This window comes from Hymenobacter lutimineralis (genome assembly GCF_008271285.1).
GTDB lineage: Bacteria > Bacteroidota > Bacteroidia > Cytophagales > Hymenobacteraceae > Hymenobacter > Hymenobacter lutimineralis.
In genome coordinates this window covers 46,060-54,372 of record NZ_VTHL01000027.1, presented here as the reverse complement: position 1 = coordinate 54,372, position 8,313 = coordinate 46,060, and the positions used below count along the sequence as shown (strand labels likewise).

4 protein-coding genes are annotated in these 8,313 nt (G+C 60.3%); 2 read left to right on the top strand and 2 right to left on the bottom strand.

Translation table 11 applies throughout. From position 1 onward, the window contains the following. Positions 1–207: 207 nt before the first annotated feature. On the bottom strand, positions 208–582 hold the full coding sequence (locus FY528_RS19065; RefSeq protein WP_149072623.1) for a hypothetical protein: 375 nt from the start codon (positions 580–582) through the stop codon (positions 208–210). 11 nt (positions 583–593) lie between these two features. Next, complete coding sequence (locus FY528_RS19060) at positions 594–2,450, bottom strand: LTA synthase family protein (RefSeq protein ID WP_149072622.1); 1,857 nt, start codon at positions 2,448–2,450, stop codon at positions 594–596. Between the two features lie 270 nt (positions 2,451–2,720). Between FY528_RS19060 and FY528_RS19055 the strand changes: the two genes are divergently transcribed. Then, positions 2,721–4,910: a glutamine synthetase III family protein gene (locus FY528_RS19055; RefSeq protein WP_149072621.1), complete on the top strand. Its 2,190-nt coding sequence runs from the start codon at positions 2,721–2,723 to the stop codon at positions 4,908–4,910. Between the two features lie 384 nt (positions 4,911–5,294). Continuing rightward, the gene (locus FY528_RS19050; RefSeq protein WP_149072620.1) at positions 5,295–7,853 is read left to right on the top strand and encodes an RCC1 domain-containing protein; all 2,559 of its coding nucleotides are present in this window, start codon (positions 5,295–5,297) and stop codon (positions 7,851–7,853) included. Positions 7,854–8,313 lie beyond the last annotated feature (460 nt).

Sequence of the window (8,313 nt, the reverse complement as noted above, 5' to 3'; positions counted from 1 at the left end):
GTGCCCCCACCCGTACCCGGACGACCCAAAGTGTGCGGTTCGACCAATTTCCATTCCCGTTCGCTTAATTCATGGCGGCGTAGCATGCCGCTAAGCTACGACCACTGTCCACACTCCCTAGGAGCCTAGCTCACGCCCTGGACGAGCAGGGTAGGAAACCCTGCGAAATTTTACTTAGCCTATGGCAGTAGTCAGAGCGGTAGGTGCTTATTCCGCCGGGAGGTAGAGTTTGTCCTGCAGGGCTTGCATCAAACCCGCCAAATCCAAGGCTTGCAACTCGGGGGCGGCAAGCAGTAGTTGCCAGGAACCAGCTACAGGTCGGCGGAAAACGGCCGGCAACGCAACAGCTGCCAGCTCCGGAAATTGTCGCGGAAGCTCATTACGGTGCAAAAAAGTGGTGCGGGCGGATAGCTGGTGCAGGAACTCGCGCCATTCGGGGCGCATGCTGGTAGCGCCGTAAGTGAGGGCGCACAGGGAGCAGGCATACGTGCCGGGTGATACGACCTTATGAACCGCATCCAGTAGGCCATTCAGCAGCCCGGCATCCGCGTTGTACACAAAGAGCAGCTCGGGCTGGGCCATTCAGTCAGCAGTTATTTACGCAGAAAGTCCTCAAAAGTAACCTGCTGATAGGCCTTGCCCAGTTGCAGCTGAGCGGCCGGGACGCCGGGGCTGCGGGAAATTACCTGCCGGGCCGCGTTATCAAACGTAACCACCCCGCGCGGAGTGACGAAGCCAAACCCATCAGTGAAGCAGTAAAACGCAAAGGCCGAAGTCGAGTCGGCGGCCAGTAGGTTCCGGCTGAAAGGATACGCGGCCGTCGGCAGCGCCAGCTGAGCCAGCAGGGTGGCCGCTACATCTGTCTGCGACCCCAGCGTGGCCACAACCTGCCCCCGGGCCTCGGCCCGCAGGGCGCCCCCGGTTAGGATAAGCGGTATTCGGAACTTGGCCGGGGCGTAATTTGGCGTGCCGCCCGGCAACGGATGCCCGTGGTCGGCTACCAGTACAACTAAAGTATTGGCCCACCAGGGCTGCTCCTGGGCTGCCCGTAAAAACTGCCCCAGCGCATGGTCCGTGTAATACACCGAGTTGCGGAAGCGAGTGGTTTCGTCGGACCCCCGAAACCGGGTAGCCATGGGCACATCAAAAGGCTCGTGGCTGCTCAGCGTAAAAGCCGTGACGAAAAAGGGCTGGCGTTGGGCGGGCAGCTCACTCAGCATCCGGCGGAACAGCACGTGGTCGTGGGCGCCCCACTTCGAGTTTTGCTCGGCGGCCCGAAAGTCGCTGCGCTCCGTGAGCTGGTTGTAGCCGGCCGCTACGAGGTAGCTTTTCATGTTGGCAAACGCCAGCTCGCCGCCGTGGTAGTACCGGGAAGAGTAGCCAACAGCCGCCAGGGAGCGGGCCAGGTGGGGCAGCCGCTCCGTTTTGCGCGGGTACTTGATAATGCTGGTGGTGGGCTGGTTAGGATACCCGCTGAGCAGGGCCACGAGGCCCTTCTGGCTTCGGTCGCCGGCTGCGTACACGTTGGAAAACAACACCCCCGTGCGGGCTAGGCTATCCAGGGTAGGGGTAGTGCCCGCCTGACCGCCCAGGCTGCCCACCCACTTGCTGGTAAAGCTTTCCAGAATGATGAACAGTACGTTGGGCCGGGGTGTGGTCAAGAGCTGCTGCGGTGCTACCTTCGGGCGAGCGGCCGGGTAGAGCTGGCTGACCAAGCGGGTGGCGGTGCTGTCGGGTAGGTAGGGGTAGGGGTTTACCGTGCTGTTTTGCTGCAGTAGGGAGTTCATCACGTTCCAGGCCATATTCACCGCCGCGTGGTTGGCGAAGGGCACCGGCGAAAAGTATACGTCGCTCTGGTTGACGGGAATTTGCTGCACCCCGCCCCGTAGCGGCACCACTGCCAGGGCCAGGTACAGCACACTCACTGTGAGGGCCCGCCAGCGGCCGAAAGCAACCGGGGTGGCTGGGAGCCGGCCAATCAGCCGCTGGTAAAGCCCCCAGCTGCCGGCCAGCAGGCCTGCCCACAACGCTAGCAGCAGGGCCCAGGGGGCCGCACCCGCCGAGGCCGCCATTTCCGCGGGCGTATTCAGATACTGTAGCGGGGTAGCATCCAGGCGGAAGCCCCAGACCTGGTACAGTTCTAGGTCCGCTATAGTCAGCGTCGTCACCACCAGCACCGCCACGCTCGTTATATAGCGCAGGAGGGGCTGCAGCGGAAAGCGCGGTCCGGCCAGACTGTCGACTAAAAAAAGCAGAAAGGCAGGTAAACACAGATAAGCCGCAGCGGAGGCATCCAGCCGCAGTCCATACCAAAAAATGTTAGCTACCGTAGCTGCTGACAAAGGGGCCACCAGCCGGAATTGGTAAGCCAGAAACAGCAGTTTGGCCAGGAAGAAAAAACAAAGCCAGAACAGGAAGTAGCGCGGCTGAAACGCAAAGCGGTTTTTCACGCCCCAAAAGTAACACCCCAGGCCCGGGAGTTGCGCCGCGGGCTCACTAGTGCTGAATTTGCAAATGCCTATGCTTTCTTAATCAAGAAGTCGGGAGGGGTTGCTTTTTAACTGGTTAAATCGGAGATTGGTATTGGTTTTTGAGGGGTATGCGAGAAAAAACAAATGATTTTTACACAAATGCCTTAAATTTTGAAAGGGTATTTGGAAAAGAGAAAGCCAGTCATCTACATTTGCCTTCATACATCATAGCCTCCACGTAACTACTGTATGGCCATTCTCAGATTTAAAGCTCTTGAATTAGTCGACCAGCGCAAGACGGTCGAGGTGGTTTCCTCCGGTGAACGTCGCTCTGACTCGTTCGGCAAGAACGTGTTTAACCTCGACGCCATGCGGGCGACTATGCCGGGAGAGTACTTCAAGAAATTACAGTCAGCCATTAAGCAGGGAGCCCCCGTGGAGCGCTCCGTGGCCGACGCCGTAGCCTCAGCCATGAAAACCTGGGCCATGGCCAAAGGTGCTACCCACTACACGCACTGGTTCCAGCCCCTGACCGGCGCCACCGCCGAAAAGCACGACTCGTTCTTTGACCTGAACTCCGACGGCCGGCCCGTAGAAAACTTCAAAGGCTCGGCGCTGGTGCAGCAGGAGCCCGATGCTTCCTCGTTCCCGAACGGCGGCATCCGCAACACCTTTGAGGCCCGCGGCTACACCGCCTGGGACCCCACCTCGCCCGCCTTTATCCTGGAAACGGCCGGTGCCAAGACGCTGTGCATTCCCACCATCTTCGTCGCCTACACCGGCGAAGCTCTCGACTACAAAGCACCTTTGCTGAAGTCGCTGGCTTCCCTGGAAAAGGCCGCTGTGGATGTGTGCCAGTACTTCGACAAAGACGTACAGCGCGTAAACACTACGCTGGGCATCGAGCAGGAGTACTTCCTGGTTGACAAAGCTCTGCACACGGCCCGCCCTGACCTGGTGATGACGGGCCGCACGGTATTCGGCCACTCGCCGGCCAAAGGCCAGCAGCTGGAAGACCACTACTTCGGCTCCATTCCGCCCCGGGTGCACGCCTTCATGCTGGACTACGAAGAAGAAGCCAACAAGCTGGGCATTCCGCTGCGTACCCGCCACAACGAAGTAGCCCCGCACCAGTTTGAGTGCGCACCTACCTTTGAAGATGCCAACCTGGCCATCGACCACAACCAGCTCCTGATGGACCTGATGGACAAGGTGGCCGAGAAGCACAATTTCAAAGTGCTGCTGCACGAGAAGCCTTTTGCGGGCGTAAACGGCTCGGGCAAGCACAACAACTGGGCTATGAGCACCGATACCGGTGTGAACCTGCTCGCTCCCGGCAAGCGGCCCAAAGAAAACCTGCAGTTCCTGGCGTTCTTCATCACCACCATTAAGGCGGTGCATACGTACGGCGACCTGCTGCGTGCTTCCATTGCCTCGGCTTCCAACGACCACCGCCTGGGGGCTAACGAAGCCCCGCCGGCTATCATGTCGGTATTCGTAGGCTCGATGCTGGATTCGGTGCTGGACGAACTGGAGCGCACCGCCAAAGTTCCCCTGGATAAGGGCGACAACATTTACCTCAAGCTGGGCATCGATAAGATTCCCGCTATCCTCCTCGACAATACGGACCGTAACCGCACCTCGCCGTTTGCCTTCACCGGCAACAAGTTCGAGCTGCGCGCCGTGGGCTCTTCGGCTAACTGCTCTTCGGCCATGACGGTGCTCAACGCCATTGTAGCCGAGCAGCTGATTGACTTCAAAACGAAAGTGGATGCGCTGATCGAGCAGGGCAAGAAAAAAGAAGTGGCCATCGTAGAGGTGCTGCGCGAGTACGTTATCAGCTCCAAGGACATCCGCTTCGAGGGCAATGGCTACTCCGATGAGTGGAAGGAAGAGGCCGCCCGTCGGGGTCTGGCCAACATCCCCACTACGCCCCACGCCCTGGATGCGCTGGTGACGGAAGAGGCAGCGGCCCTGTTTGAGCGTCACGGCATCTTCTCGCAGGTAGAGCTGCACGCCCGCCACGAGATTCTGCTGGAGGACTACATGAAGAAAATCCAGATCGAAAGTCGCGTAATGGGTGACCTCGCCGTGAACCATATCATCCCCACGGCGGTTGCATACCAGACCAAGCTGGTGAACAACGTGCGCGGCCTGCGCGAGCTGGGCCTCGACGACGACACGGCTCAGGTAACCGTAGATACGATCAAAGCTATTTCGCGGCACATCAACACCATCAAAACCCAAGTGGAGCAGATGATTGATGCCCGTAAAGTGGCCAACAAAATTGAAGACACGCGTGAGCGGGCTATTGCCTACTGCGACACTGTCAAATCACATTTCGACACCATCCGCCGCTCCGTGGATAAGCTGGAGCTGATGGTGGCCGATGAGGACTGGCCCCTGGTAAAGTACCGCGAACTGTTGTTCCGGCACTAGAGTCCAGCGCCAGAATCGAACCGAAGTTGGGTGGGAATTTTCTTCGGTCTCGATTTCGAAAAAGCCGTTCCGGGTGGGGCGGCTTTTTTTGTGTCTATACCGCACGGTGACTACCAAAAACAGCACTGAAAGCGCATATTAACGGAGTGTCATGTCAGGACGTCGCCCTGACATGAATAAGATATTGCTGGCATCCTCGATTCAATGATTCAAGAAATATTACATGGACAGCATTGAACTGCTCAAACGACTCTTTTGCAAGAAGAACCTCAGCAAGCTGTATCTTGGTCAGCTTATTCGATTGTAGTTAAAGTATACGGGACCACCAGCGGCAACGCGCTCGTCTCAGCCTTTCCCTGGGACGTGGCACTCCCGATTGCTTACATGCACTATTCTTTCTTGGTGGCCCCGCAGGCCGCGTCGCGCCTTTTCGGGCCGACTTCGCTGCTGACTTCCTTGCTTACACGCGGTAGGTGGGCGGGCCAGTGGCTATCAGCGCTGCTGGGGCTGCTGGCTCTCGCCGCTCCGGCCCAGGCCCAGCAATTTGCCGCCGGCGATGAGCATACCCTCAGCATCTACGCCAATGGCACGCTCTGGGCCTGGGGCTTGAATACACGCGGTCAACTTGGCGACGGCACCACCGTCAACCGGAGTGCCCCCGTGCGGGTAGGAACAGCCACTACCTGGGTGAGCGTGTCGGCGGGACGTGCCCACACCATGGCCATTCAGCAAGATGGCACGCTCTGGGCCTGGGGTGATAACACCCAGGGCCAGCGCGGCGAGGGCACTGCCTCCCTGCACAGCGTGCCTGTGCAAGTAGGCACGGCTACTACCTGGAAGAGCGTGTCGTCGGGCGCATACAACACCATGGCCATTCAGCAAGATGGCACGCTCTGGGCCTGGGGCTATAACAAAAACGGCCAGCTCGGTGATGGCACCGTTGCCTCGCGCAGGGCTCCTGTACAAGTGGGCACGGAGACCACCTGGGCCAGCGTGTCGGCAGGCTATGGCCACACCGTAGCCGTGCGCACCGACGGCACGCTCTGGGCTTGGGGCTTAAATACAAGTGGTCAACTCGGCGACGGCACCGCCATCAACCGGAATGCTCCTGTACAAGTGGGCACGGAGACCACCTGGGCCAGCGTGTCGGCAGGCTATGGCCACACCGTAGCCGTGCGCACCGACGGCACGCTCTGGGCCTGGGGTAGCAACATCGACGCCCAACTCGGCGACGGCACCGCCATCAACCGGAGTTCCCCTGTTCAAGTGGGCACCGCCACTACCTGGAAGAGCGTGGCGGCGGGCTATGACCACACCATGGCCATTCAGCAAGATGGCACACGCTGGGCCTGGGGGAGCAACCTCTACGGCCAGCTCGGCGACGGCACCCTCGCCCTGAACACCCCAAGCCCCGTGCAAGTGGGCACGGCCACTAACTGGGCCAGCGTGGCGGCGGGTCGGTACTACACTGTGGCCGTGCACACCGATGGCACGCTCTGGGCTTGGGGGAGCAACTCATCTGGCCAAGTAGGCAGCACACAGTTGCTGCCTAGTACCCAACTCTACCCGGAGCGTATCGGCACAGCTACCACCTGGGCCAGCGTGTCGGCGGGCATCGCTCATACCGTGGCCATTCGCCAAGACGGCACGCTCTGGGCCTGGGGCGACAACTCCTATGGCCAGCTAGGCGAGGCTACCACCACCCTACGCTGGGTTCCCGTGCAAGTAGGCTCAGCTACCAACTGGGTGAGCGTGGCGGCGGGCAGTTACTATACCGTGGCTGTGCGCAGCGACGGCACGCTCTGGGCCTGGGGTGCTAACATCCAGGGCCAGCTCGGCGACGGCACCCTCACCCAGCGTAACGCCCCCGTGCGGGTAGGCACAGCCACCACCTGGAAGAGTGTAGCGGCGGGCGGTCATCATACCGTGGCCATCCAGCAAGACGGCACGCTCTGGGCCTGGGGTAGGAACGTCTTCGGCCAGCTCGGCGACGGCACCACCACCCTACGCTGGGTTCCCGTGCAAGTAAGCGCGGCCACCACCTGGCAGAGCGTGGCGGCGGGCGATTATCATACCGTGGCCATCCAGCAAGACGGTACGCGCTGGGCCTGGGGGAGCAACGTCTACGGTCAGCTCGGCGACGGCACTACTGGTGGCCAGCGCAACGTCCCTGTGCAAATAGACACGGCCACTAACTGGAAGAGCGTGGCGGCGGGGAACTCCCACACTGTGTCCGTGCGCACTGATGGCACGCTCTGGGCTTGGGGCGACAACCACGACAGCCAGCTCGGCGACGGCACCTTCGGTGTCCAGCGCAACGCCCCTGTGCAAATAGGCACGGCCACTAACTGGAAGAGCGTGGCGGCGGGGAAGTCCCAAACCGTGGCCATCCAGCAGGATGGAACGCTCTGGGCCTGGGGTAGGAACATCGAGGGCCAGCTCGGCGACGGCACCGACATCCAGCGTACAGTTCCCCTGCAAGTGGGCACAGCTACTGACTGGAAGAGTGTAGCGGCGGGCGGTTATCATACCGTGGCCATCCAGCAAGACGGCACGCTCTGGGCCTGGGGTAAGAACAGTGAGGGCCAACTCGGCGAACCCTACTTCAGCCCCGACCCGCTCCTCATTGAAGGCCGCGACGGTTCGCTGCCGTTGAGCCTGCCCACTTTCTCGGCCCGCGCCACTAGCCTGCGGGCAGCGCCTGTGCCGCTGGGCAGCGGGGCTGTCCTCACGTTGGACTTCAGCTCGGCCGCCCCGCTGGTGGCCGCGCCCCTGACCCTGACCGACATCACCGGCCGCGTGCTGCTTCGCCGGCTGGTCAGCGCCCCGGCTGGCCCCGCCAAGCTAGTCGTGCCCGAGCTAGGCGGCTGGCCCGCCGGGCTCTACATCGTGCGCTTGGTCATCAATGGTTGCCCCGCCCAGGTGAGGGTGGTGAAGCAATAAACCCAGTGCCGTTCGGGTAGGCTAGCCACCCAAATAGCCACCCAAATTCGGACAAAGCCCCTTTAACACGAATAGAGCTAGTTTTCTACAAAAAAAGCCGTTCCGGGTGGGGCGGCTTTTTTTGTGTCTATATACTACGGTGATTATAACGCCAACCTGCTATAGTCAACCTAGCATGAAGCCTCCTGGAACACAAAAAGCGGCAACCAACCATATACTCAGCATCAGCATCAGCAAAAAGGTGAGGTAGCGGGCTAGCGCATATTGCCATTCATAGTCAGAATAGACTTGCGGTATTTTACGATAAGCACAAACGGCTGCTAGGAGTAGGCTCAGTGCTAGGAGACAGGCACCGCGTTGCCACCCCAATTGCCACTGCTGGTACCTCATCCATGCATCATAGCTTTCCAGTTGGCCGTGGGGTAAGACCCACTCAAAGAGTAGGCCCTGCCCAAGCAGG